The organism is Fastidiosibacter lacustris (assembly GCF_003428155.1).
Taxonomy (GTDB): domain Bacteria; phylum Pseudomonadota; class Gammaproteobacteria; order Francisellales; family Francisellaceae; genus Caedibacter; species Caedibacter lacustris.
Genome location: NZ_QLIR01000005.1, coordinates 33,685 through 55,792, shown reverse-complemented (window position 1 = coordinate 55,792; position 22,108 = coordinate 33,685). Strand labels below are relative to the sequence as shown.

Annotated in this window: 21 protein-coding genes, 1 other RNA gene and 1 pseudogene; 8 read left to right on the top strand and 15 right to left on the bottom strand. The window is 35.2% G+C overall.

Annotated features, from left to right (window positions below; genetic code table 11):
* Window positions 1–126 precede the first annotated feature (126 nt).
* The 6 genes and pseudogenes from leuS to DNJ77_RS03830 form a co-directional block, all read right to left on the bottom strand.
* Window positions 127–2,871, bottom strand: coding sequence for a leucine--tRNA ligase (gene leuS / locus DNJ77_RS03850; protein WP_116963684.1), 2,745 nt, complete (start codon window positions 2,869–2,871; stop codon window positions 127–129).
* A gap of 110 nt (window positions 2,872–2,981) precedes the next feature.
* Window positions 2,982–3,318: pseudogene (locus tag DNJ77_RS03845) on the bottom strand (transposase); the annotation flags it as partial.
* On the bottom strand, window positions 3,285–3,413 hold the full coding sequence (locus DNJ77_RS10205; protein ID WP_420810612.1) for a transposase: 129 nt from the start codon (window positions 3,411–3,413) through the stop codon (window positions 3,285–3,287). The gene DNJ77_RS10205 and the pseudogene DNJ77_RS03845, both read right to left, overlap by 34 nt.
* A gap of 264 nt (window positions 3,414–3,677) precedes the next feature.
* Complete coding sequence (gene parC, locus DNJ77_RS03840; RefSeq protein ID WP_116963683.1) at window positions 3,678–5,915, bottom strand: DNA topoisomerase IV subunit A; 2,238 nt, start codon at window positions 5,913–5,915, stop codon at window positions 3,678–3,680.
* Between the two features lie 117 nt (window positions 5,916–6,032).
* Window positions 6,033–7,988 carry a bifunctional tRNA (5-methylaminomethyl-2-thiouridine)(34)-methyltransferase MnmC2/FAD-dependent 5-carboxymethylaminomethyl-2-thiouridine(34) oxidoreductase MnmC1 gene (gene mnmC / locus DNJ77_RS03835; protein ID WP_157966583.1) on the bottom strand — a complete coding sequence of 652 codons (1,956 nt, stop codon included), beginning with the start codon at window positions 7,986–7,988 and terminating at the stop codon, window positions 6,033–6,035.
* A 1-nt stretch (window position 7,989) separates the two neighbouring features.
* On the bottom strand, window positions 7,990–8,412 hold the full coding sequence (locus tag DNJ77_RS03830) for a hotdog fold thioesterase (RefSeq protein ID WP_116963681.1): 423 nt from the start codon (window positions 8,410–8,412) through the stop codon (window positions 7,990–7,992).
* A 337-nt stretch (window positions 8,413–8,749) separates the two neighbouring features.
* Here DNJ77_RS03830 and DNJ77_RS03825 point away from each other — a divergent pair, with 337 nt between their 5' ends.
* Complete coding sequence (locus DNJ77_RS03825; RefSeq protein ID WP_116963680.1) at window positions 8,750–10,021, top strand: MFS transporter; 1,272 nt, start codon at window positions 8,750–8,752, stop codon at window positions 10,019–10,021.
* Entirely contained in the window at window positions 9,999–10,865 is an 867-nt protein-coding gene (locus DNJ77_RS03820) for a response regulator transcription factor (protein ID WP_116963679.1), read from the top strand. Before DNJ77_RS03825 ends, DNJ77_RS03820 begins: the two co-directional genes overlap by 23 nt.
* Here DNJ77_RS03820 and DNJ77_RS03815 read toward each other — a convergent pair.
* The 3 genes from DNJ77_RS03815 to DNJ77_RS03805 form a co-directional block, all read right to left on the bottom strand.
* A complete protein-coding gene (locus tag DNJ77_RS03815) occupies window positions 10,862–11,263 on the bottom strand; it encodes a hypothetical protein (protein ID WP_116963678.1) in 402 nt (133 codons plus the stop codon). The genes DNJ77_RS03820 and DNJ77_RS03815 overlap by 4 nt on opposite strands.
* A gap of 143 nt (window positions 11,264–11,406) precedes the next feature.
* Window positions 11,407–11,709: an RnfH family protein gene (locus tag DNJ77_RS03810; RefSeq protein WP_116963677.1), complete on the bottom strand. Its 303-nt coding sequence runs from the start codon at window positions 11,707–11,709 to the stop codon at window positions 11,407–11,409.
* On the bottom strand, window positions 11,709–12,146 hold the full coding sequence (locus tag DNJ77_RS03805) for a type II toxin-antitoxin system RatA family toxin (protein ID WP_116963676.1): 438 nt from the start codon (window positions 12,144–12,146) through the stop codon (window positions 11,709–11,711). The genes DNJ77_RS03810 and DNJ77_RS03805 overlap by 1 nt, the downstream gene beginning before the upstream one ends.
* Window positions 12,147–12,220: 74 nt before the next feature.
* Here DNJ77_RS03805 and smpB point away from each other — a divergent pair, with 74 nt between their 5' ends.
* Both smpB and ttcA read left to right on the top strand, forming a co-directional pair.
* Window positions 12,221–12,703 (top strand): SsrA-binding protein SmpB, encoded by a 483-nt coding sequence (gene smpB / locus DNJ77_RS03800; protein ID WP_116963675.1) that lies wholly within the window; start codon window positions 12,221–12,223, stop codon window positions 12,701–12,703.
* A 5-nt stretch (window positions 12,704–12,708) separates the two neighbouring features.
* Window positions 12,709–13,491: a tRNA 2-thiocytidine(32) synthetase TtcA gene (gene ttcA / locus DNJ77_RS03795; protein WP_116963674.1), complete on the top strand. Its 783-nt coding sequence runs from the start codon at window positions 12,709–12,711 to the stop codon at window positions 13,489–13,491.
* 3 nt (window positions 13,492–13,494) lie between these two features.
* Here the strand turns inward: ttcA and DNJ77_RS03790 are convergent, their stop codons facing one another.
* Window positions 13,495–14,073, bottom strand: coding sequence for a hypothetical protein (locus DNJ77_RS03790; RefSeq protein WP_157966582.1), 579 nt, complete (start codon window positions 14,071–14,073; stop codon window positions 13,495–13,497).
* Window positions 14,074–14,348: 275 nt separating this feature from the next.
* Between DNJ77_RS03790 and DNJ77_RS03785 the strand changes: the two genes are divergently transcribed.
* The 3 genes from DNJ77_RS03785 (at window position 14,349) to fabF (ending at window position 17,173) form a co-directional block, all read left to right on the top strand.
* Window positions 14,349–15,428 carry a beta/alpha barrel domain-containing protein gene (locus tag DNJ77_RS03785; protein WP_116963672.1) on the top strand — a complete coding sequence of 360 codons (1,080 nt, stop codon included), beginning with the start codon at window positions 14,349–14,351 and terminating at the stop codon, window positions 15,426–15,428.
* A gap of 141 nt (window positions 15,429–15,569) precedes the next feature.
* Window positions 15,570–15,806, top strand: a complete 237-nt coding sequence (gene acpP, locus DNJ77_RS03780; protein WP_116963671.1) for an acyl carrier protein — start codon at window positions 15,570–15,572, stop codon at window positions 15,804–15,806.
* Window positions 15,807–15,919: 113 nt separating this feature from the next.
* Window positions 15,920–17,173: a beta-ketoacyl-ACP synthase II gene (gene fabF, locus DNJ77_RS03775; RefSeq protein ID WP_116963670.1), complete on the top strand. Its 1,254-nt coding sequence runs from the start codon at window positions 15,920–15,922 to the stop codon at window positions 17,171–17,173.
* 22 nt (window positions 17,174–17,195) lie between these two features.
* On the opposite strand, the gene DNJ77_RS03770 is transcribed toward fabF, so the two are convergent.
* The 5 genes from DNJ77_RS03770 to DNJ77_RS03750 all read right to left on the bottom strand — a co-directional run bounded on the left by DNJ77_RS03770 (window position 17,196) and on the right by DNJ77_RS03750 (window position 21,778).
* Complete coding sequence (locus tag DNJ77_RS03770; protein WP_157966581.1) at window positions 17,196–17,702, bottom strand: hypothetical protein; 507 nt, start codon at window positions 17,700–17,702, stop codon at window positions 17,196–17,198.
* 10 nt (window positions 17,703–17,712) lie between these two features.
* Window positions 17,713–18,726 carry a tRNA preQ1(34) S-adenosylmethionine ribosyltransferase-isomerase QueA gene (gene queA / locus DNJ77_RS03765; RefSeq protein ID WP_116963668.1) on the bottom strand — a complete coding sequence of 338 codons (1,014 nt, stop codon included), beginning with the start codon at window positions 18,724–18,726 and terminating at the stop codon, window positions 17,713–17,715.
* A 91-nt stretch (window positions 18,727–18,817) separates the two neighbouring features.
* Window positions 18,818–19,996: an FAD-dependent oxidoreductase gene (locus DNJ77_RS03760; protein WP_116963667.1), complete on the bottom strand. Its 1,179-nt coding sequence runs from the start codon at window positions 19,994–19,996 to the stop codon at window positions 18,818–18,820.
* Window positions 19,996–21,210 carry an FAD-dependent monooxygenase gene (locus tag DNJ77_RS03755; protein ID WP_116963666.1) on the bottom strand — a complete coding sequence of 405 codons (1,215 nt, stop codon included), beginning with the start codon at window positions 21,208–21,210 and terminating at the stop codon, window positions 19,996–19,998. Before DNJ77_RS03755 ends, DNJ77_RS03760 begins: the two co-directional genes overlap by 1 nt.
* A 7-nt stretch (window positions 21,211–21,217) precedes the next feature.
* Window positions 21,218–21,778 (bottom strand): UPF0149 family protein, encoded by a 561-nt coding sequence (locus DNJ77_RS03750; protein WP_116963665.1) that lies wholly within the window; start codon window positions 21,776–21,778, stop codon window positions 21,218–21,220.
* 139 nt (window positions 21,779–21,917) lie between these two features.
* Here DNJ77_RS03750 and ssrS point away from each other — a divergent pair.
* Window positions 21,918–22,100, top strand: a non-coding RNA gene (gene ssrS, locus DNJ77_RS03745) — 6S RNA.
* The last annotated feature ends 8 nt before the right edge of the window (window positions 22,101–22,108 follow it).

Genomic DNA, 22,108 nt, shown 5'->3' with positions numbered 1-22,108 from the left:
TAGCACATCCCTTTTTATAATCTCAAATCAAAAATGACGAAAATTGATGTAGATTGCAGGAATTCCAACTCAATAAAGACAGTTAAAGCAGGAACGCTAAAGTAAAACACTGCCAATCTATCTATATCAAATAACAATATTAATTATTTTCCCAGGAACATGTATAAATTTTTTGATTTCTTGATTTTTTATTAACCTTTTAATTTTTTCTTCACTTATAGTCTTTTGTTTTATGGTTTCATTATCATCTTGTGAATCAAAATCCATGTGTAGTTTTAACTTTCCATTTATAGTAATTGGGTATGTAATAACTTTAATGTCTAGATATTGATCTTTGATTTCAGGATAACTTTGGTCAACGATGTAATCATTCTGTTTAAGAGCTTGTTGCCAAAGTTCTTGTGATATATACACAGCAAAAGGAGAAACAGCGATAAGTAAATCCTTCAGGATGTGAGTACTATGGCATTTAATGGCAGTTAGTTCATTGACACAAATCATCATGGCGCTAATAGCTGTGTTATAGGAGAAGCGATCTATATCGCTAGCTACTTTTTGCAACATAGTATGCAGGATATGCAACTCATGATGTGTTGCTGCGTTATGACTAACTATAAGCTCTCCTTTATCATTATAAAACAAGCGCCACAGCTTATTGATAAATTTGCTGACACCTTCAATACCATTTAACATCCAAGGTTTTGACTGCTGTATTGGACCTAAAAACATTTCGTAAATTCTAAAGACATCTGATCCAAATTGTTGAATTATATCGTCTGGATTGACTACATTGTATTTTGATTTAGACATTTTTTCTATTGTCCAATCGCAGTAAAAATGTTTACCATCGTAGATAAACTTACTGTCTTTATTTTCATTTCTCCATGTTTTAAATTCTTTAATATTGAGAGAGTCATCTGAGTTAATATATTTAATATCAACATGAAGTTTTTGAACGTCATAATTATTTTTTAACTCACTTGAAACAAAAGTATTTTCTCCTTTTATACGATAAATAAAGGATGATCTTCCTTGGAGCATCCCTTGATTAATAATTTTTTTAAAAGGTTCAGCAAAGCTTATAACTCCTATATCATATAAAAAAAGATTCCAAAATCTTGAATATAAAAGATGTCCCGTTGCATGTTCACTGCCACCAATATATAAGTCAACTTGATCCCAGTAAGAACTGTCTTCGCTGTTTACAAGATGGTTTTCATTATTAGGTGACATATATCTTAAGAAGTACCAAGTTGAAGCTGCCCAGCTTGGCATTGTAGTTAGTTCATATTTAAATTTACCTTTATACAACCACTCTTTAGCACGACCTAAAGGTGGTGTTCCATCTTTTGTTGGAAGGTAGTTATTTATCTCTGGAAGTTCTAAAGGGAGTTCAGATTCTTTAATAGCTTTAGGGATGCCATCTTCATAATAAATTGGGATCGGTTCACCCCAGTATCTTTGACGACCAAATATTGCGTCACGCAATTTGAAATTAGTTTTTTTCTTTCCAATCTTTAAATTGCATAAATATTGGCATATTGATTCGTTTGCTTGATAAGTAGACATTCCATTTAAGAAGTTTGAATTTATTATTTTATTTGTGTTTTTATCTAGTACATCAATAAAATTTAAGTCATATTTTTTTGCTAACTCGCTATCTCTTGCATCTTCACTTGGAACTCCCATTACAACTCCCGTTCCATAACTTGATAGAACGTAGTTTCCAATCCAAATAGGTATTTTCTGGTTATTTGCAGGGTTTATGGCATATTTACCAGTAAAGATTCCACTTATTTGGTTAAGATTAGAAACTCTTTCTAGCTCGCTATCTTTGGAAGTTTTTTCAACATACTCATTTACTTTTAACTTATTCTCATTTGTTATAAAGCTTTGCAAAGATGGATGCTCTGGGGAAATGCATAAAAATGTTACGCCAAATATAGTTTCAGGTTTAGAAGTATATATATCTATCGTTTCACTTGAGTTGTCAATATTGAAATTAATTACAATACCTTGAGATTTCCCTATCCAATTTTTCTGTGTTTCTTTTAAAGATTCTGGCCAATCCAGAGAATTTAAGTTAGATAGCAAACGATCTGCATATGCTGTTATTCTCATCATCCATTGTTTCATCTTCCGTTTTTCTACCGGGTGCCCCCCTCTTTCAGATACCCCATTAATAACTTCATCATTCGCAAGTACAGTTCCTAGTTTTGGACACCAATTCACTGTCGCATAAGACAGATAAGTCAGTCTATATTGCATAAGGATTTCTGATTTTTCAAGTTCAGAAAAATTTGTCCAATCATTTGCTGAGAAATCAGCAGCATTATTGTCCTTAGCTGCATTAATTCCAAAAGAACCACCTTTTTCAAAACATAAAATTAAATCTTTTATGTCTCTAGCTTGATTTTTTTCTGTATCGTACCAAGAATTAAATAACTTAATAAAGATCCATTGAGTCCACTTATAGTATTCTTTATCTGATGTTCTAATTTCTCTAGATTTATCAATGCACAGTCCCATTCTACTTATTTGGGAATTAAAGTTACATATGTTTTCTTCAGTTGTTTTTTTTGGGTTTTGCCCTGTCTCTATTGCAAATTGTTCTGCTGGCAATCCAAATGAGTCAAATCCCATAGCATGCAAAACATTATATCCTTTCAAGCGTTTATAGCGGCATGTAATATCAGTAGCAATGTATCCTAGAGGATGTCCAACATGAAGACCGCTACCAGAAGGATATGGGAACATGTCAATGCAATAAAATTTTTTCTTTGTAGAGTCGGGGTGAACTTTATATACATTGTCATCATTCCATTTAATATTCCATTTTTTCTCTATTTTTCTATAGTTAATATATCCCATTAATTAAACTCCCAAACTCAAATTAAAGCAAAATAATAACACACAGAGATTAGTGTAACTAGTACACCGTCTCATTAATTTTGTCAGGCAGATGAGACCTTAGAGCCTGTTCAAAGTCTCTGTGCTATTAGCCTAATGAAAGCAAGTACAACCATTTGCAAACTGGTATTATTTTTTCTTTCACAGTTTTTCCATAAACGCCGACATTTTATTTTTCTAATCAAGCAAAAGAGCGTTCAACCACCCAACTCTTTGGGATCACAGCAAACTTATGCAGTTCACTTCGTTTAGCTAATTTGTTGTAATATGGATAGCATGCGGCAAGCCTTGTGTATCCACAGCAATATATCGCTTAATTCCAGAAACTCTTTTACCTGCGTCATAACCTTTATTTTCAGCAGTATCTGTATTTTTCACACTTTGCGCATCCACAATACAAAAGCTAGTTCTCTTGGTGCTGTCTTTTTTCTAGCACTTAAAAGAATGGGTTCAATTACTGCAAACTGTGCGCGTGTAATATCAATGGGATAGCGTTTTCGCATTTCAACTCCCCACTTTTGGAATTTAAAAACGTAGATTTTAGCAAATTAAAAAAATTTTTGAACAGGTTCTCAGGCAGCCGACCTAGTGCTTTATATTCAATTTGACAGGGATATCTTTGTGCACCATTTGGACTAGATTTCAATTGGTTCTTACCTGCTTTAACTGTTTTTATTGAGTTGCAATTCCTGCAACGTATATCAATTTTTTCTATTTTTGATTATAAAAACAAATGCGCTAGATGACAACATTACCCACTTTTTAATCTATAGCACAATCACCCGATCAACATTCTGAAACCCACGAGGGAGGAGCTTACCCCTTGTTGCCCGCTTACCTTCATAATCCTTTAAATCAGAAAAGCTTAAACGCATATGGCGTTTACCTGAGAAGATAGTCAATGTTTCACCTTTAAGAACAACTGCAACAAACTTAAGCATTTCGCCTGTTGCAAGATGACTTGGCATATTAATTAAGCGATTGCCTTTACCTTTAGTTAAGTTTGGGATCTCTGATTTCTTTACTGCCAAAAGCCTGCCTTGATTAGAAATAGCAACAACAAAGGCATCTTCATTTTCTTTAATATTAACAGGAGGTACAATGCGATCATCACCTAGTGTAATCACCTGTTTACCGACTTTGCTTTTGGTGATAAGACCTTCTGATTGTGCTAAAAAAGCATTGCCCGCACTTGAGGCAAAAAGCACTTGATCATCAGTCCTCACAAAACTTAAACCTATTATTGTCTCATTTTTTTCTAATTTCAAATGTCCAGTAATTGGCTCACCTTGCCCTCTTGCTGAAGGCAGATCTGTACTTAGTAAACTATAAACTTTACCTAGGCTTGAAAAAAATAAACAAGGTTGATTAGTTTTACCCACACTAGAAGCAAAGTAGCTATCGCCCACCTTATAACTTAAACCTTCAACGTTTACTTCATGCCCTTTAGCAACTCTCACCCAACCTTGCTTAGATAAAACGATAGTTACGCTTTCCACAGGTTGCAAATCAGAATCTTTGAGCGCTCTGGCTTCAGGGCGTACAATTAAAGCAGATTTACGTGCATCTCCATGCTTTTGCTGAACAAGTTCTAGTTCCTTCTTAATAAGCGTTTTAAGCTTAGCTGGATCATCTAAATAACCCATTATCACATCACGCTCTATTTCTAATTCATGTTTTTCCTTTTGAAGGGCAATTTCTTCAAGCTTAGCCAAATTACACAAGCGTAAATTCAATATTGCTTCTGCTTTTGCATCTGTAAGTTCAAAGCGTTTTTTAAGCTCATCTTTTGGATCATCTTTATAACGAATAATGGCAATGATTTCATCAATATTTAAAAATGCAATCAAAAAACCATCTAGGATGTGTAATCGCTCTAATATTTTATCCAATTGAAACTCTAAGCGTTTAGTTGTTACTTGTGTTCTAAACTCTAACCACTCAGTTAAAATTTGGATTAATGATTTAACTTGAGGTTTGCCATTTAGACCAATTATATTTAAATTAATACGATAGCTTTTCTCTAAATCAGTTGTTGCAAACAAATGACTCATCAGCAGATTTGTATCAATACGATTGGATCGTGGAACCAGTACAATTCTAACAGGGTCATTGTAATCTGATTCATCTCGAATATCACTTAACCACGGAATTTTCTTACCGTGCATGTGAGATGCAATCTGTTCAATCAACTTAGCACTAGACACCTGGTGTGGCAAACGTGTAATAATGATATTTCCATCCTCAACATGAAAAACCGCACGTAGTTTAATGCTACCTGTGCCTGTTTCGTAAATTCTTTTTCGCTCTTCAAAAGGGGTAACAATCTCAGCACCACCTGGATAATCTGGTCCTGGAATATGATCCATCAATCCATCTAAATCATGATTTTTATCCGCTAGTAAATATAAACATCCTTGTACTACTTCATTTAAATTATGTGAAGGGATATCCGTTGACATTCCAACTGCAATGCCCATACTCCCATTTAACAATACATTTGGTACTTGTGCAGGCAATATCTTTGGCTCCTGAAGCGTACCATCAAAATTTGTGGTCCAATCAACCGTACCAAGTTTCAATTCGCTTAAGAGTACTTCTGCATACTTTGATAGCCGTGACTCAGTATAACGCATTGCTGCAAACGATTTTGGATCATCTTGAGATCCCCAGTTACCTTGACCATCAATAAGAGGATATCGATATGAAAAATCTTGTGCCATAAGCACCATTGCCTCATAACAAGCACTATCACCATGTGGATGATATTTACCCAACACATCCCCTACGGTACGCGCGGATTTTTTATGCTTACTTAATGCTGATAATCCAATTTCGGACATTGCATAAATAATCCTTCTTTGCACAGGTTTTAGACCATCACCAATATGTGGTAGTGCACGATCTAAAATCACATACATGGAATAATTTAAATAAGCTTGACGCGTAAATTGGCTAATGGTTTGCTTTTCATTATCCTCAAAAGATAGACTTAACTGATCCATATTCTCATAGCTTAGACATAGAACTCTGCCTAATCATAACAAATGGATGCTTATAGGTCACGGATGATTTGTATAGAGTATAAAATAAGTTTTCAAAAACTATATATGTAGAAAAAACTATCTTTGCTTCAATTCTCTTACCCAAAATCTAAGCGGATGCAACGCTTCAAGTAAATGATTTGCCAACGCAAAATGACGACCATTTTCGATCAAACAAGCTAGAATTTTAGAACCATAAATCATTGAGCATAAACCTTTAGAACCAAAAGCACTTAGTACATATAAACCTGTTAGATACTGTGGCTCTGGTAGTGCTTTTAAAATCATGCCCTTTTGCAGTTTATGGTAATACTGTTGATAAAATTCATCGTAACTTGCAAGCGCACCTATTATTGGTACATGATCACTTGTCACACAGCGAAGCCCTACTCTATTTGTGATAATTTCTAAGCTGACATCATCACTATTTTTAAATACGTTTTGTAATTGTAGAATATTGCTTTGATCATCTTCATTTCGCCTATCTCCAGCTAAATCAATATTATCGCGAAAACTTGCACCAATCAGCTGCACGTTATTATGAATGGGCAAAAAGTAACCTTTGTCTAATAAAATTGTTTTATTTGCTAATGCAGGTTTTAACAATGTGATTTGTCCATAGGAAGGATAAACTTTAAGTTTTTGTAAAATTTCCAATGTATTTATCAACGAAGCATTACCAGCAAATATTACTTGTTGATAGTAATTTGTTTTTTGTTCAAAGACTAATTGCCATTTGTTACCGTTTTTCAAACAATATTTAAGTTTATGTTCTAAAAACAGCTGTAGTTTTTCACTTGCATGATTCATAAGAGCTTTACATAACGAATAAGGATTTACCATCATCGCAGTTGGATAATAAGCACATGGATATTCAATATTTATACTTGCAATTTCTGAGGCATAAGTTTTATCCACAAGCCGTAGAATCCTTGGATCAACTGCACGCTTTTTGACAATATTGCTAAAGCGCAAATAGGACTTATCGTCACTCAATAACTCAAGCGCGCCACATTCAATAAAATCAATCTTAGCCTGATGCTTTAATATATACTCTCGTGTAGATAAAAAGCCCTGCGTATGAAATATGTCTGAAACATTCGCATCAGCAGTAAGATAAGGTTTTAAGATGCCATAAGGATTACCTGAAGCTGCTTGTGCAATGTCTTTTTTTTGCTCATATAAATGAACCTCATACCCTTTTTGTGTTAACTCATAAGCTACAGCACAACCAGCCATACCTGCGCCTATAACAGCAATAGGGTTATTTTTATTAGTTTTTACATAAGGCTTAGAAAAATAAGGTTTAATACGATTTATAGGGTTTTTATGAATGTCTTTAACAGTTGCTGTAAGCATTTCACGCTTATAAGCAAAACCTTTTTGCTTTTTTACTTGAAAACCATTATTTTCAAGTGCGCGTTTCACAAAACCTGCCGCACTAAAGGTTGCTAACGTTGTCTTAGCATGACTTAAACGATAAGTTTCACTAAAAAGCGCATCACTCCACATATCAGGATTTTTAGATGGGGCAAAACCATCTAAAAACCACGCATCAACCGAGGTATCAATTTTTGCAAGTGACATTGCAGCATCACCTATTAACAAATTAAGGCTGATATTTTCAGCAATTGTTAATAAAGTTTGTCCTGTATAAAAAATTTCTGGATAACTTGCTATTAAGCTCCTTTTTTCTTGTTCTAAGCTTGACCATAAAGATAATGATTGGATAAGATCAGATCGGGTTAATGGGTATTTTTCACAGCTAATAAAAGTGAGTTTTGCAGATTTAGGGGCTACCTTATGCCATAAAGAAACTAATGCTAAAAAATTTAATCCTGTCCCAAAACCTGTTTCAGCAACAATAAAATGAGCATTATCTGTTAAGTTTTCGAAGCGCTCTCTAAGGCGATTGCCTTGCAAAAACACATATTTGCTTTCCGCCAAACCATTACTTTTAGAAAAGTAGACATCACCGAATTCAGAAGATATAGGTTCTCCTGTAGCTTGCCAGCTTAATTTAGCATATTGCAAATTAGCGATCCTTAACAGCCATTGTTAAGCGATTGATTGAAATTAAACGATTTTGCTCATCTTTTATCTCAATTGCCCAAACCTGTGTCGTGCGTCCGATATGATGTGGATAGGCTTTAGCCGTTAATATACCAGAAGTAGCAGGTCGAATATGATTAGTGTTGATGTCTAAACCTACGCAATATTGCGTAGTTAAATCCACTGCATAATTTGCAGCTGTACTGCCTACCGTTTCAGCAATTGCACATGAAACCCCTCCATTCATAATCCCAAGTGGTTGCTTATGTTTCTGCTGAAGTGTTATTTCTGCAAGCAAATAATCATTACCTAACTCAGTAAACCGAATGCCTAATAAATCTGAAAATAAACCTTCACCACGCTCATTTATTTGTTTGATTGTTACTGACGTTTTCCAAATATTCATTCTCTATCCCTTAATGACTCTATGTTCTATAAACCTACAACACTACATGATTTGAACTTAAATTGTTTTAATCAAAATATGATTTGAAAGCTTACAATCCTTAAGCTGAAACATTGTTTGCAAAAACAACAAAAGAATCGCAAGATGAATTATTACATAGTTGAAGATATTTGGAAAAAGATTTGTGAGCAGCACTCCCTTATTAAAATTTAATTATTAGATTCCTTGTTACATTCGCTTCAAATTAAATATATTTCAATACAAGAAATGAAATACATATTTTCATGGTTCTGGGTGACAATTATGCTATCAAGGTGATAGTGAAGGATGAAGTTTGGTGATAGAGAAAAAAGCACTGGTTATTGCTCTTGGAAACGGGCTAGAATTTTATGACTTTATGCTGTATGGAATTTTGGCACCTATTTTTGCCCCTCTATTTTTCCCACATGATAATCATTTTATCAGCTTATTAATGGCATATACCTTAATTGCGGTAGGCTATATCATTCGACCACTTGGAGTGTTCTTATGGGGGCATATAGCAGACAAAAGAGGGCGAAAACCTGTTTTAATAATCACAATTTCACTAATGGCAATTTCAGCAACGATTATAGCAATACTACCAACCTACAATAGTATTGGCATGATAGCCCCATTAATTTTATTAGTATGCAGAGTAACTCAAGGGCTGGCATACGCTGGTGAAATGCCAACTTCAAGAGCCGCATTATACGAAATTGCACCATCTGGTCAAAAAATCAGATACACAAGCTATTCTGAAATTAGCACAGTCACTGGAGCGGTTACTGCGTGCTTAATCGTTCTGTTATTCACGTGGATAATGCCTCAATCAATGTTTCAAAATTGGGGTTGGAGAATACCTTTTGCCATATCAGTAGCAATAATTATCTATCTTGGTTACATACGTAGTATAGCATTAGAAACACTACCTAAAATTAATCATAAAGTCACAAATTTTCCAGTATTTAGTGCTCTTAAATACCAATGGAAAAGTGTTTTAAGAATTATGCTAATAGAATCACCCTTAAGCATCTGTTTCTATACATTGACATTTTACTTGCCAAATGTTTTGCAAGACTTAATGGGTTTCTCAATTTTAGGATCGTTAACATTACTTTCTATTTCTTTAATCATATTGCTATTGTTCTTGCCGTTGATGATTAAGATTGCGAAAAACTTACATGTTTTATATCAAGTTGGTACAGCTTTGATGGGAATGTGTTTAACAAGTTTTTTAGCATTTAAATTTGTTCAATCACAATCAATTTGTGGAATTATTATCTCAATGATCTCTATATGCTTTTTCCTTTCGATGTATTTGCCAAAGTATGCTTTACTTGTTGCAAAACAAAGTAGTAATCACTTACGAGCATCAACAATTGGGCTAGGTTTAAATATTGCAATTGCAATATTTGGAGGAACAACGCCTATGGTTAATACGTATTTACAATCAACTCTTAATATATACTACGCTCCAAGTCTGTATTTATTGATTATGAGCGTTATAGCAATTTTTATCATTCGTTCTGTTCCACAAGTTAACAGTGAAAACTGGGAGAACAATTATGCTTACCAATTCAGCCAGTAATGTACCAGCAGAAGTTCGTAACTTTACTATGCCTAATCATGAACCCTTAAGTGAAATATGTGCACCTTTATGGAAGAGTTCCCTAATATCCTACTTTACCTATGCCAGAATATTTGACGATGGGTTTTGTATTGATTTAACGACCTCAGATGACAAAACCACGCCGATATCTGCTTCAAAAGAATGGATTTTATACTTTTATCAAAACCGTATGCATGAAAAAATTGCTGGTCGCATGAAATTGGGAATTAATTACCTAAGAAAATTAGAAAAGGAAATATCTCAGTCAGAAACTCTATCCACACAGTTATTTGATATTGGTAATAAACTTGACCTAGTGAGAAGAGGAAACGGCTATTTTGACCAGTTTTGTTTTGGATGTAGTAGTAAAAATTTCGATCAAGTTTCTCATTTTTATATATACCATCAGGATGAATTATTAAAATTTGCATCATATTTTCAATCTGCGGCAGAGAAAATTATACTAGACGCATATAGCCATAAAATCGAACTTCCTAATTACATTACACCCACATATAAGCTAGAAAGAAAATATCATAAAGAACTGCAAGCTGAGCGACATAAATTAAGCCTTACAGCAAAAGAATTTGTCTATCTTCTATTATATGCAAACGGTTGCAATCGCCAACAAATGGCTGAAATGATGAACGTTACTATAAAATCTGTTGATTACCATATTTCAGAAATTAAAAGCAAAAACAATATTAGCACAAGAAAAGACGCTAACGTAATTGTAAGAGAACATGGATGGCAAGACCTTGTGGGATTTTTTTTTAACTATATCCCTAAAGCAAAACACAAAGTAAAGCACAAGTTTAACTAACAAAAATCAAAAGTTGGATTTATTTTATCAAAAACAGGGTATGCTGGTTTACCCTTTAATATCTCCCTATAACTTGAAGTTATTAGAATACTATCACTTTCTATATGCCACAGCGCAATGAGTTCTTGCCCTGTAGGTTCAGCTGCCTCAATTGTATATTTATTATCTAGAATGTAAATAGCTCTTAAACCACACCCATCTAATTGATTTTTTAACATAGCTAGCTGGCTTGTTGTTTTAGCAATATAAATTGGTAACATCAACTCCACATTAACTTGTTGAACTATATCAACAATTCCATACATGTAAGTGCTGTCATCTTCTGCGATAACAATTGCATCATAATCATTTAGACGTTTAGTCAACAGAAATTTTAAATCATCTTTATTACTTGACATATCGATCTCCCTACATGAAAGTATTTTTTATATAGGAAGTAATTATAAAATTAAAGACATTATGTTAATTTAGGAGTAAATACTAAATTTTCTTATTTTATTTCTTCTTTTGTGTTACATACATAATAAATCAACCTTATTTTTTATGCCCCAAACAACTTTAATCCCTCTTTTTTGCGTTTTTCTTCGGCACGAATTCTACGTGCTTCTTTTGGATCAATGGTTAATGTACGATAGATTTCAACTCTATCACCTTCTTTTAACCTATGCCCCAACTCAATAATTTCTGAGAAAATTCCCACTGGTTGTGTTTTTAAATCAATTTCTGGAAAATCCTTTAATACGCGAGTTTGTTCAATGGCATCTTCTACTGTTGTACCCTCAGTCAACTCAAGCGTATATCGCTTTTGTATCGTTTTTGTTGCATAAACAAGTTCAACTTTCATCAATCATCTCCATAAACAACTTTTGCCCTTTTACAAAAGGCATCTAACATTGTATTTGCTAAAGTATTAAACACAACACCTAAAGCTAAAGCAAACACCTTAGAAGAAAATTCAAATTCAAGGTTTAAAGTCACTTTACATGCCTTCTCATTTAACGAAGTGAAGTGCCACACACCCAATAAACGCTTAAAAGGACCCTTGATTAAACGAATTTTTATCTCTTGATTTTTGATCATATCGTTATGTGTGCCAAAATCTATTTTCACCCCACCCTTAGCAATTTTAAGTGTCGCTTCAGCTTCATTTTCAGTATGTTTATGCACTTCAACTGATTGGCACATTGGTACAAATTCAGGATAACGATCAATATCGTTAACAAGATCATACATCTCTTTTGCGCTATATTCAACTAATGCCGTGCGATGAATTATTGGCATATTATTTCTCTTATGTCATGAGTTCATGTTAAAATCTCGGCTATTGTAACGCTTACCCACAAATTTGCAAAACAATGGCAAAAACAAAATCAAAATCAACAGCAACTGACAACGTCATTGCCAAGAATAAAAAAGCTTTTCATGATTATATCATCGAAGAACGCTTTGAAGCAGGTATCGTTCTTCAAGGCTGGGAAGTCAAAAGCATTCGTGCAGGGCGCGTGCAATTGATTGATAGCCACATTCATGTTAAAAATAATGAAGCTTGGCTTTTTAATGCACTGATTACACCCCTTAATTCAGCTTCAACCCATGTGGTGCCTGCCCCAAGTGGTACTCGCAAACTTTTGCTACATCGCCGAGAAATCAATAAGCTACTAGGCAAGGTAGACCAAAAAGGCTATACCGTAGTACCTCTTTGTATGTATTGGCAAGGATCACGCGTTAAACTGGAAATCGCGATTGCCAAGGGGAAACAACTGCACGACAAACGCCAAGCATCAAGAGAGCATGATTGGAAACGTGAAAAAGAACGATTATTTAAAAAGAGTATCTAGCCATCATGACTGCCGTTGAGAAAAAACTTCATTTTTACATTACTAAAGCGATTGCTGATTACAAAATGCTAAAACAAGATGACAAGGTGATGATTTGCTTATCTGGTGGTAAAGACTCCTTTAGCCTTGTTAAAATCATGCATGATCTTGTTCAACGTGGCATTTATGACGTCCACCTTCTTGCTTATACTTTAGATCAAAGTCAACCTGGATGGGACGATAGTAAAATGCGTAATTATCTTGAAAAGCATAACATTAAATATGTGATTGAAAAACGTGACACTTATTCAGTTGTAATTAATAAGGTACCTGAAAATAAAACCTATTGCTCATTATGCTCACGCTTGCGTCGCGGCAACATCTATCGATTTGCACGCGAAAATAAAATCGATAAAATCATATTAGGTCATCACCGTGACGACGTCATTGAATCAGTTTTAATGTCGATGCTCTATCAAGGCAAAATAAAATCCATGCCACCTAAACTTCTCACAGAAGATAAACAAAATGTTGTTATTCGACCAATGGTTTACTGTCAAGAAAATGACATTGCACGTTTTGCTAAAGAACAAGATTTTCCAATTGTTCCTTGTAACTTATGTGGCAGCCAAGAAAACCTAAAACGTAAGCAAGTTAAGCACCTAATCCATGAGCTTGCCAAACAAAACCCAAAGGTTCCGCAAAATCTATTTAGTGCATTGAATAATATCGTACCTAGCCACCTATATGATAGTAATTTGTTTGATTTACGCGAATGCGATCAAGAACGCATACCATTGCCAATTTAAATCTCAAAAACGAATAACAAACTTTACCGTAAAAACCACACCAATATAAGAAAATTCGGCTCCAAAATTTTTATACGTATAATCGATATAAAGCTCAGGAATAGGTAAAACAGGCAAATATTTTGCAAAGTCAGACATCCGTTCATCATAACCAGATATTAGTCCTAAACGATAGCCAATGTTAATCTGATTGTTCTGCGATAGCTGGTCAGTATAAATATTACGTTGTACACCAATAACAAATGCGCGATCATTAAATGAATTCAAAAGTGTTCCCATAAAAATACTATTGTACACCCCCCCAATTAAGTTATTTGACCAGCGATCATCAGATCGACTTGCAGGGTTAAAGTGCCAGGTAAACATACCCAAATAAATGCCATTACTTGGTTGAGCACCTTTTAGGAACTCCCAAAATGATGTACCTTGTTGCGATTTGCTGTCACTTTGATCATCACTATTTGTATTGTTTTGCTCAACGTTAGCAGTGTTTTTTGAACCCACTCCCTCTGACTCAAGGACTGTTGCCGATACACTATTTGAATGCCTAGTTCCAGCTGCTATCGTCAGTCCATTGGACATAAAAAACAAAATTATCAATAAGCAACACTGTATGCTTTTTTTCATCAATCCTACCGTACTTATAAATTATCAACCGTAAAAAATGGATGTGGCATCTTCTCAAAATGAATATAAAAGGTCAATATTGTAACTTAGATTTCAAATTTTAAGGTATGAGCTAAAGCGATTGATTCAATTTATTTTTGCATTACTACTTGTTATTTTTTGACTACACACTTCCTTTTTTCTATAACATTCTCTACCATAAGGTAAATCTAGTTAAGGTATCTAGTAGTATGCTTCACCCGACTTACAATATTCACAAGTCTTATGATGAAAATTATCAAAATGGTCCCATGTGCGATTTTGAAATCCCAAAGAGAGTTAAACTTAAGCCTATCAAGCTCTGGGGATATGAGATCAACTCCCCAATTGGCGTACCAGCAGGTCCCTTACTAAACTCATCATATATTAAACTTTATGCAGCACTTGGTTTTGACTTACCAGTTTATAAGACTGTACGCACGGTTGAGCGTAAAGCGCATTTAGCACCAAACTGTCTTATGGTCAAAAGTAATAGACAACTAACCGTTGATGATATTGGTAACAGCATCTATCCATTTGATCATGAACCTCAAACTACACAAGAAATTGCGATTACAAATTCTTTTGGTATTCCAAGTAAATCAATTGAAATCTGGCAAGCCGATATCGAAAAGGCCAACAGATTTATGGCAGATGACCAACTGATGATTGTTTCATGTGTTGGCACCCCCAGTGAAAATAGAAACTTTATTGATGACTTTGTCTTTTGTGCACAGAAAGCTGTTGAAGCAGGCGCCAAAGCAATTGAGCTTAACTACTCTTGCCCGAATGTTGTTTCTAAAGAAGGTAGTATTTATCAAGATCCAGTACTGTCAGGTGCCATCTCTAAAGCTGTTAAAAAAGCAATTAAAGATATCCCTCTTATGATTAAAATGGGCTATATTGCCAACGAGTACCAAGTATTAGAAATATTAAAAGCCAATGCGCCTTTTATTGATGGAGTTTCTGCAATTAATACCATCTCAATGCAAGCGCGTAACAAAGATGGCTCACAAGCCTTACCAGGTGAAGGACGCTTAAATAGTGGGATCTGTGGCAGTGTTATTAAAAACCTTGCTCTTGAAATGACAAAACGTATTCATAAAATACGCAAGCAAAATAAGTTTGATTTTGTGCTGTGCAGTGTCGGTGGAATCGTCAGTTTAACTGATATAGATGATTATTTACAAATAGGCGCTGATATTGCAATGAGTGCCACAGGTGCAATGTGGAACCCACTGCTAGCATATGAATGGCAACACCAAAAAAGTCAACTACATATAAGAATTTAATCCTTATGTGCAGAATTTTGTTGTAAGCTTATTGCAAATAAGGCACATTTCTCTACAATGTCTACTCGATTGTGGCACATGCCAGAACTTCAAGACAGTTAATAATTTTATTAAGCAAAAATAAAAAACTAAGGAAATAAAATGAGCGATATTCAAGAAAAAGTAAACGCTATTATCGTTGAACAGCTAGGTGTAAAACCTGAGGATGTAAAAGCAGAAGCCTCTTTTATTGACGATCTAGGCGCGGATTCTCTTGACACTGTTGAATTAGTGATGGCTTTAGAAGAAGAGTTTGATACTGAAATTCCTGATGAGGAAGCAGAAAAAATCAAAACTGTGCAAGATGTTTATAACTATATTGAAGCACAAAACAAATAAAAGGCTTATTCATAAGCTAATGCATTGACGATAAATCAGCATTAATCGCAAGAGTAATGCTGATTTTTTTGTTTGTATACTTTGTATAACTACGAAACTTGGATAGATGAGTTATGAAATCAGCAAGACGTGTTGTTATTACTGGAATGGGGGCAATAAGTCCACTGGGTAATGATGTTAAAAGTACTTGGGATGCGATCTTAAAAGGACAAAGTGGAATTGATAAACTGCCTGAATTTGACCTTGAAAGCGGTCCATCCATTTCAGAATTCAAGGTCACCATTGGTGGGACAATCAAAAACTTTGATCCTTTACAACACTTAGACAAAAAAGAGCTTAAAAAGTACGATCCTTTCATGCAATACGGTCTTGTTGCAGCTGAAGAAGCTTGGCAAGATGCGAGTATAACCGTTACCGATGAAAATTGCCGCCGAATTGGTATTTCGATGTCCTCTGGTATAGGTGGTATTGGGACGCTAGAAGAAACTCGTGTTATTATTGATCAAAAAGGTCCAAGCCGAATTTCTCCATTTTGTATTCCAGCTACTATCATCAACTTGATCTCTGGTAATTTCTCAATCAAACATAATTTACGTGGTCCTAATACTGCAATTGTCACTGCATGTACGACAGGCACACATAACATTGGTATTGCAGCACGCATGATTGCTTATGGTGATGCCGATGTAATGATCGCAGGTGGCGCAGATAAGGCGAATACAGCAATCGGGATAGGTGGATTCGCCGCAGCACGTGCACTTTCTACTCGTAACGACAATCCTAAAGCTGCTTCTCGCCCTTGGGATAAGGATCGTGATGGTTTTGTGCTGTCTAATGGTGCCGCAGCTGTGGTCTTAGAAGAATATGAACATGCCAAAAAAAGAGGTGCTAAAATATATGGCGAACTTATTGGATTTGGCATGAATGCAGATGCTTTCCACATTACCAACACTAGTGGTGAAGGCGGCTATGAATGTATGAAGCTTGCATTAGAGGATGCGCAAATCAATCTAGATCAAGTGCAATATATCAATGCCCACGGCACTTCAACACCTGCAGGAGATGTTAAAGAAAGCCAGGCAGTTGAAAAGTTAATGGGAAATCACGCTAAAAATATCGTTATGAGTTCCACCAAGTCGATGACAGGTCACATGCTTGGGGCTGCTGGTGCTATTGAAGCGATTTTCTCATTACTTGCAATTCGTGATCAAGTTGCACCTCCAACTATTAACCTAGATAACGTCGATGAAGGTTGTAACTTAGACTATGCTGCACATGAAGCAAAACAAATGAAAATTGATATTGCAATGTCGAATTCATTTGGTTTTGGTGGCACAAATGGTACGCTTGTGTTTAAAAGGCTCTAAATAACACTAGTCTAGTTACATGTTATTTTTCTTTGTTAAGCAACACTTCATTTTGAAGACTTATTTTCTCTAACGATAAAATCATTTTATTATTCTGCTCTAATATAAGCTGATTCTGCTGTGCTTGCTTATATAATAGATAAAATATGTATTGTTCGGGCTTTGATAAATTATGTGCGTTTTGATCGACCTTTAAAAACATATTATATAACTCGGATTGAATCGCCTCTATTTGACTTTCATTACCAACCATAACAGGATAATTTATCTGTGCTTTATACGCTATTGCAACAGGATTTTCTGGCATAATCACTTGTGGTGCTTTTACACCTCTTAGTTGTTGATCAAGAGATAAAGATTCGTCACCTGCCGAGATCACTTGCATTTGAGCATGGCTTTGTGTGCTATCACTAATAATATGCTCATTTTTAGACGATATTGTCGTTTCAGGTAGAGTTTCAGCAAACAAACTAGCTATCAACCCAAATGACACCATAAATGAAAAAACCTGAATTTTTCTGCTTTCCATGAATTTACTATCAATAAATAAACATAGCATCACCATAACTATAAAAGTGATAATTGTCATCTATTGCATGGCGATAGGCCTGTTTTATCATATCGGTAGAAGCAAAAGCACTCACTAACATAATTAAGGTTGATTTTGGTAAATGAAAATTCGTCACCATAGCATCTACAACATGAAAGTTTTTGCCAGGGTATATAAAAATATCACTCTCACCATAAAATGGCTTTATTTCGCCTGATTGAGCTGCTGATTCTAATGAACGCACTGAAGTTGTTCCCACTGCAATGACACGCTTACCATTGGCCTTTGTCTTTCTGACAAGCTCACATATTGATGATGGTACATTGATTAACTCACTATGCATAACATGTTCATAGATGTTTTCAGCTTGAATGGGCTTAAATGTGCCTGAACCCACATGTAACGTTACATAAGCAGTTTCAGCGCCCTTTTCTCTGATCGCTTTTAATAAAGCTTGTGTGAAATGAAGTCCTGCCGTAGGTGCTGCTACTGAGCCTAACAATTTACTATAAACCGTTTGATAACGCTCAGCATCAAAACTTTCATCTTGGCGCTTCATATAAGGAGGCAATGGTATATGACCATGCAGATTCATTAACTGCCACACATCACTATCGTGAAGCTTAAGCATATAAAGTCCATTTTGCTTGTTCAGTACCTGAGCTGGTACATCTGCGATCAAAATTTCGGATCCTATCTTAAGTGCTTTATTGGCACGGATATGAGAGATAAAAATTTGATCATCTATTATTTTTTCAATTAAAAATTCAAGTTTAGCACCTGTTGACTTTTGACCAAACAAGCGTGCTGCCATCACTCGAGAATTATTAAAAACAACTAAATCACCTGCTTCAATATAATGAATAATCTCAGTGAATATGTGATTACTTAGCTGACCTGTCTGTCGATCAAGTACCAAAAGCCTGCTCTGATCACGCTCTTTTGCTGGGTAACGAGCTATTAGCTTTTCCGGTAAATCATAATCAAAAATATCTGTTTTCATATAAAATATATTTATTTTAACCGTTTATCACATGAGTTATATTCTTTTATTTGTACTTAGTTTCATATTAAGTATGAAAATCTAGAAACGACTAATGACCTGCTGCTTTTTCGATAAAAAATCGCTTTAATAAATAGGTGTCATTAACAAAGTTCATTCCCAGTGCACGCAAGGGTTTTAATAACCTGTTATCATTACAAAATAGCTGCTTTAAACCTTGTACTGTATGAAGCATGGTTTGATTCTTAACACGTCTTTTACGCTCATATTTCGCCAAAGTGCTAACATCTGCAATGTCACGATGAATAGCTTTTGCATGAGCTAATACCTCAATCAATACATTAGCATCAGCAAAACCAAGGTTAATTCCTTGCCCTGCTAAAGGATGAATTGTATGAGCTGCATCAGCAATTACAACAATAGCTTTTTGATAATAACAATCAACGTGACGTTCGATAAGCTCAAAACTCATCCTGGGACTTTTAAGTTCAATTTGCCCTAGTTTTGCCTCGGATGCAACAAACAAATGCTTGCTAAACTCTATTTCACTAAGTGTCAAAATATCATTGAGTTTATTGCTTTGAATTGAATAAACAATCGAACATAAATATGGATCACTCAAGGGCAAAAAAGCTAAAACGCCATTGCTTAAGAATCGCTGATATGCTGTGCTTTGATGTGATTTTTGCGTTTTAATATTGGCAACAATTGCATGGTGCTCATAAGAAGTTTTTTTATATTGAAACTGGAAATAGTCTCGTACAAATGAATTAGCTCCATCAGCACCAATAATAAGCTTACATTGAAGTGTTTTGCCATTTTCTAAAAGAATATTATTTTGGCCTTGGGATGTCGCTTTACTTATTTCTTTAATTCTTATCTCTTCAAATATTTCAACATTGGTTTTAAGTAATGCGGATCTAAGCGTAGATAAAATTAAATCATTTTCAACGATCATACCTAAATTTGGCTGTGAAAACGCATGGGCTTGTAAATTTAACTGTGCAGATGAGTGTTGATCCCATACTTGCATTGCTACATAGGGTTGTGCCCGAGTTTGGATAATCTCTTGCCACACCCCCAATTGAGTTAAAAATTCCTCTGAGGCATGGTTGATCGCGCTAACTCGTTTAGGTTGTTGGGCAAGATATATTTGACACGCGATTTTCTTGGCATCCAAAACGACTACCGAGAAACCTTTATGGCTTAAACCTAAAGCACAAGCAAGTCCTGCCATCCCTCCACCAATAACAATAACATCATATTGCATTAATAAACCTTATGTTGCATTAAAGTTGAACCATAACTTAGCTTACCCATCATAAGCTCACTAAATGCTGCCTTTAGAAATTTATCACGCTCTAAGCAATGAAGTGCAAGACTTCTTAGTTTTTTTATCCCCCACTGCTGTTGGGTAAAAATATTAATCATTGAATGCGTCACCCATACTGTGCGCTTGTGATCAAAATCCCGAAGGCTTGTATAAGTTTCTAACAAGTTTGCAACGACTGCTGAAGTGAGTTTTTCCTTATCTAACATTAGATCATGTAACACCCCAATATCGCGTATACTCAAATTCAAACCCTGCCCTGAAATTGGATGCAAAAAATGTGATGCGTTACCAAATAGTAGAATATTTTTTTTATACAACGTCTTTGCTTGAACTAAAGATAATGGAAAGCTATGCATGTTTGTGATATCAAGAAAACGCCCTAAGCGATATGAGAAAATTTGCTGAAGCATTTTTAATAAATCGCTTTTATCCATTGCTCGTAATTGAGATACTGCTTGATGCGCTACACTCCACACGCAAGCAACGCGTTTTTGACCAACGGGCAACATTGCCATCACCCCATTATTAATAAAACGCTCATAAGCACAATTTTGGTGGTTCTTGTGTAATAAAACATCAAAAATCAAGGCAGATTGCCCATAATCGTGTATATAACTATCAATTGCCATTTTTTCCCGCAGTAGTGATTTTGCGCCATCAGCGGCGATAATCAGATCTGCATGTAGACTATAAATATCATCTTTTGATTTAAGTATTAAGGTATATTGACCGTTACAATCCATAAGGTCAATCACTTTTGCATTTGACCATAGTTCAATATTTTTATGTACTGATAAAGCATCAATCAGCTTAGGCAATACATGCTGCATTTTTATAACCACACCTAAAAAAGGCAATCCCTCGTCTTTAGCAGATAAATTCACTTGTCCATATAGACCTTTATCCGAAACGTGAATGTGTTCAATCTTCTCTATTTCATGTTTTATTCTCGCCCACACACCAAGACTCTCTAGCATACAAATCGATGTATAAGATAATGCAATTGAACGACCATCGACACAATTGTCATCACAACTAGGTAATTTTTCTATTAAAGTAATTTCTCTACCTAACTTTGCTAAGGCTAATGCCATTAACATACCAACTGCACCACCACCCACAATGACTAGATTTTTATGTTTAATATTCATAAATCTATCAGAAATTATTAAAGGATTTTAAGCCAAATTCACTATGGATCAATAATACAGCCACTTTGGTATATTCAACAAGCTCAACATAAGCTTTCTCTTCATCTTCTTGACCTGTTACTTCATCATCATATTGCAAACGAGACACATCCAATAAATCAGAAATTGCTTCTTGTACTTCAGCTGAACCCTTTGTGTAGTCTAATTCTATCAATCCCAAACCTGATAAATAACCTTGACACCACATTGCCAAGGCATCGATACGCTTATAAAATACCTCTTCATCAATAGGTAATAACAAATCAAAATGGATGTTATGTGATAAAAATTGAGCCTTTGTCACTTGGTACATCTGACTCAGTGTTTTGAGTGCTGCTTGCGCCATGATATCACCCGATTCAATAGGTTCTGCCATTAATGAATCCATCCAGGCTTGAATGCGTACTTCAGCACCTACAGTAAAAAGTGCGCATAGTAGAGCATGTGCTTCTGATGCCTCGGATAAGGCTTTGATTTTTCTTAAAGCATCTGTCACCGCTTGATAACTGGGTAATTGTTCATTTTTCATTATTTCCATTATTGTTTTCAAATCATCAAAATAAATATGTGCTTATCGTATCATTGTCGCTTGTTTTTATCCGCATTTTTTTACAATAAATCGCTTGCGCTTGAGCAATTATGCTTCTATGATTTAAGTGAAAGTTTAGTGTTGCCTGTGCTGTTAGCCAGTCTTTACATTCTTGAGCCGATGCATAACGTATCGGGAGCGTATATGCCTATTTTAGCGTGCATGCTCAGTTTGACTGAGAAGCCCAACGAATAAGCGAACGCACCCACCTGGTTCTTGAGGGTTCAAGAGCCATGTAAGCAGCGGCAGCTATGGGTAGCACTATAAAAA

Bases quoted from the DNA above. Each gene is read 5' to 3' on its own strand.
- fabF (WP_116963670.1), top strand. From the start codon at position 15,920: ATGAAATCAGCAAGACGTGTTGTTATTACTGGAATGGGGGCAATAAGT.
- queA (WP_116963668.1), bottom strand. From the start codon at position 18,726: ATGAAAACAGATATTTTTGATTATGATTTACCGGAAAAGCTAATAGCT.
- DNJ77_RS03820 (WP_116963679.1), top strand. From the start codon at position 9,999: ATGCTTACCAATTCAGCCAGTAATGTACCAGCAGAAGTTCGTAACTTT.
- DNJ77_RS10205 (WP_420810612.1), bottom strand. From the start codon at position 3,413: ATGCGAAAACGCTATCCCATTGATATTACACGCGCACAGTTTGCAGTA.
- DNJ77_RS03760 (WP_116963667.1), bottom strand. From the start codon at position 19,996: ATGCAATATGATGTTATTGTTATTGGTGGAGGGATGGCAGGACTTGCT.
- DNJ77_RS03785 (WP_116963672.1), top strand. From the start codon at position 14,349: ATGCTTCACCCGACTTACAATATTCACAAGTCTTATGATGAAAATTAT.
- DNJ77_RS03790 (WP_157966582.1), bottom strand. From the start codon at position 14,073: ATGTCCAATGGACTGACGATAGCAGCTGGAACTAGGCATTCAAATAGT.
- ttcA (WP_116963674.1), top strand. From the start codon at position 12,709: ATGACTGCCGTTGAGAAAAAACTTCATTTTTACATTACTAAAGCGATT.
- DNJ77_RS03750 (WP_116963665.1), bottom strand. From the start codon at position 21,778: ATGAAAAATGAACAATTACCCAGTTATCAAGCGGTGACAGATGCTTTA.
- leuS (WP_116963684.1), bottom strand. From the start codon at position 2,871: ATGGGATATATTAACTATAGAAAAATAGAGAAAAAATGGAATATTAAA.
- DNJ77_RS03830 (WP_116963681.1), bottom strand. From the start codon at position 8,412: ATGAATATTTGGAAAACGTCAGTAACAATCAAACAAATAAATGAGCGT.
- parC (WP_116963683.1), bottom strand. From the start codon at position 5,915: ATGGATCAGTTAAGTCTATCTTTTGAGGATAATGAAAAGCAAACCATT.
- DNJ77_RS03815 (WP_116963678.1), bottom strand. From the start codon at position 11,263: ATGTCAAGTAATAAAGATGATTTAAAATTTCTGTTGACTAAACGTCTA.
- smpB (WP_116963675.1), top strand. From the start codon at position 12,221: ATGGCAAAAACAAAATCAAAATCAACAGCAACTGACAACGTCATTGCC.
- DNJ77_RS03770 (WP_157966581.1), bottom strand. From the start codon at position 17,702: ATGGAAAGCAGAAAAATTCAGGTTTTTTCATTTATGGTGTCATTTGGG.
- DNJ77_RS03810 (WP_116963677.1), bottom strand. From the start codon at position 11,709: ATGAAAGTTGAACTTGTTTATGCAACAAAAACGATACAAAAGCGATAT.
- acpP (WP_116963671.1), top strand. From the start codon at position 15,570: ATGAGCGATATTCAAGAAAAAGTAAACGCTATTATCGTTGAACAGCTA.
- DNJ77_RS03805 (WP_116963676.1), bottom strand. From the start codon at position 12,146: ATGCCAATAATTCATCGCACGGCATTAGTTGAATATAGCGCAAAAGAG.
- DNJ77_RS03755 (WP_116963666.1), bottom strand. From the start codon at position 21,210: ATGAATATTAAACATAAAAATCTAGTCATTGTGGGTGGTGGTGCAGTT.